Below are 2776 nucleotides of genomic sequence, written 5' to 3' on the forward strand. Positions count from 1 at the left end.
AGGCCGGCACCGGGGGTGGATTCTGGTGTGGGAGCGGTCCTTGACCGCGCTTCGACCCTGCCAAGCCGGCCTCGCCTGCGGCGAGGTTCGCGGTCGGGGACCGCTCCCACAGCGGCTTCGTGGCCCGCTTTGGTTGAACACTGAAAACTGAACACTGAAAACGAGTCTTGAACCAACCCCAACGCCGCTTCCACCACGATCCGCGCGTCAAACTGCGCTTCGATGCGGTCGCGGGCGGCGCGGCCGGCGGTTAGGAGGGTTTGGCGGGGCATGGTAAAGCGGGCGTCCGGGTGCCGCCGGGCCACCTGCCCCGCCGCCGCCATATATTCGCGCACGCCCTTATCGGCGATCATCCGCGCCACCATCACGAAGGTGAACGGCCCCTCGTGGGGCAAGGTGCTGAACGGAAAGCGCAGGGTGTCCATGCCGGAGCCCGGCAACAGCACCGTGAGCGTGCCCTTCAACAAGCCGGTGGCGTTGAACACCTGCAGATCTTCCTCGTTCTGGAAGAACACACAACGCGCCCCGCGGTTGGCGAAGGCATACAGCGAGCGCACCCGCCGATACAGCCAGCTATCGTGAATAAACGCCGTGCCCAAGCCAGACACATTGTTCGCATAGGGAAGGCGCAACAGACGGCACACCAGGCCGGAATAGATGTTGGCCTCTAACCGTGAAGTTAAACGCGGACGAGACGACGCAGGGGAAAAGGATAGGGTTATGCAGGCACGACTATCGGAAGATACGGCCATGCACCGTTGCCACCGGAAAAACCATCATTTTCAAGCAGATGATTGCTTGCTAACAAAGAGATTACCGTGGTTGTGCTGACATCAAAGTGCGCTGCGACGTCATCAATGGCGGATTCCGAGTAATCGCCTTGCATAAACGCCTTCGCCCCTTCAATTGGGCATAGCAGCTCCGCCGCAAACGCGCGCTGATATTTCTGTCGAAATGTGCCCAGGTCCGACGAAACGAGCCAACCATCGCCATGGCGCTGTGACGTACAGTCAGCGAGAAGTCGGGCGTACTCGAAACGCCGAGCGGTGGGGTGCTTCTTGCGTGGTATGAAGCGCATTTTGCGGTGACTCATTGGAATCGCCACCGACACCCTTGACGTATTTTCCGGCGTGTACTGTTCAACGGTCGCAGCACTGATACCCAGCGCATCAAAAAGTTTCTCGTTGGAAATCGGCTCCAAGCCCCATCCCAGGTAATCGCGTACGCTTTTGGCATCCTGAACCGCCAACATCCATGGCGCATGCGACTCCCCAGCAGGGTTTAATTCCTCAGGCCCAGGAATATTCGGTTCACCTTCCACGCCCTGCAATTGCGAAAAGCGCTCAATTTCCTTCTCGTGACATAACCCAAATTCCTTGCCCATTGCCAAGGCAGACATCAACTCCAACAAGGATTCTTCACCCACCTTGTCAGACAACTCCACCATGGCTTGAAGTAGTGCTTGCGGACACTCTTGTGAGTCATACCCCATCATTGCTTCAAAAGTACGTAAGCGAGCCGTCTTTGGGTCAGCAAATTCTTCACGGACAAGTTTCCAAAGTGCTGCAAGCTCGGTATCCGTGCAACCACAGTCGCGTAGCCTGTTCACCACCGCATCAATAAAGCCGGAGATTTCTTCGCGGAAATCGTCCTTTGGCACGAAAGATGGAAAGCTCGAACCGTTCAGATATCGAACCGATTGTTCCATGTTCTGATCCGATGGCGAAGACCAGACCTGTATGCCTTCACCATCAGTAGCAAACATAACCGTGGGCCAGACGTAGCCCTGATTGGCGGACGCCAGTTCGTGCGCCATACGCCAAGACACAGAAGGTCGCACGCCCTTACCCGGGTGCGGTTCATGCAGTAAACGCCACCAAGAAGAGGCAAACCAGGCAGCCAGCGGGTACAACGACACCAGTACCTCATCTTTGACCGTGCGCGACCAACCATCTTCATTACGCGTCAAAGAATAGCCGTTAACCGCCAGCGACAACCGCGCCATTGTGTGGTACGACTCCGGCGTATCATTGCCAGCGGCCTCCCATTGAAAGCCAAGGTTCAGGCGCTTATGGGTCATGGTTGTCGTGCCCTCCACTGCTCCGTCACCAATTCAACGAAAGGATCGGTAGGCAGCAAGGGATAGCCGTGATACGCCCCAGTGTCGCGGTTCTCCAATTGGGCTTCCAGAGCTGTGCCATCATCATTAACAGCCCAGATATTCTGGGGCCATTCACCTTGGAACTGTCTGCTCACCAAACCCCGCCTGGCGCCTTCCTGCAATAGCCTGCTGGCTACCGCTTTCTCAAAAATATTCGCGATATCACACAAGGTCTTTCCGGGCCGCGGGCCGGATGGCGGCGTCAAGCCGAAATCCCCCGGGTTTTTCTTGTGCACGGGGTTGCCGCAATAGACCACCCTCTTTCCCAAAGACACAAGATCGGTGCCCGCCAGTTCGTCCAACGAGCAGATTCTTCGCTTGCTGTTAAACCTGTCCCTGCGAATGTGCATGCCTTGCGCTCAATGCCATTGAAAAATCAGTGGGTTATCACGCATCTTCGCGATCCCTCTTCTACCTGTCAACGCGGTTGTAGAGTCCATATCTCGGTTGCGCCAAGGGTGGCGCTCCCACGCCACCACAGGTTACAGGTGGCCTCGCGCGTCTTTATGAACAGTATCGGAGCCGCCGCTTTGAATCTGTCAGCCAGGGCGGAAGTGCGTGTAAGCCAATGACGACAATGCGAGCGTTGATCTTGCTGGGGGAGCGGTCCTTGAC

The 2776-nt window shown here is 56.9% G+C and carries 2 protein-coding genes and 1 pseudogene; all 3 read right to left on the bottom strand.

Translation table 11 applies throughout. The features are described from left to right. A pseudogene (locus CGS25_RS18820) lies at positions 1-599 on the bottom strand (hypothetical protein); the annotation flags it as partial. A 119-nt stretch (positions 600-718) separates the two neighbouring features. Beyond that, entirely contained in the window at positions 719-2080 is a 1362-nt protein-coding gene (locus CGS25_RS18825; RefSeq protein WP_089031750.1) for a hypothetical protein, read from the bottom strand. Further along, a complete protein-coding gene (locus CGS25_RS18830) occupies positions 2077-2463 on the bottom strand; it encodes a hypothetical protein (RefSeq protein ID WP_232802511.1) in 387 nt (128 codons plus the stop codon). Before CGS25_RS18830 ends, CGS25_RS18825 begins: the two co-directional genes overlap by 4 nt. Positions 2464-2776: the final 313 nt, after the last annotated feature.

This window comes from Alloalcanivorax mobilis, from assembly GCF_002864685.1.
Classification (GTDB): domain Bacteria; phylum Pseudomonadota; class Gammaproteobacteria; order Pseudomonadales; family Alcanivoracaceae; genus Alloalcanivorax; species Alloalcanivorax mobilis.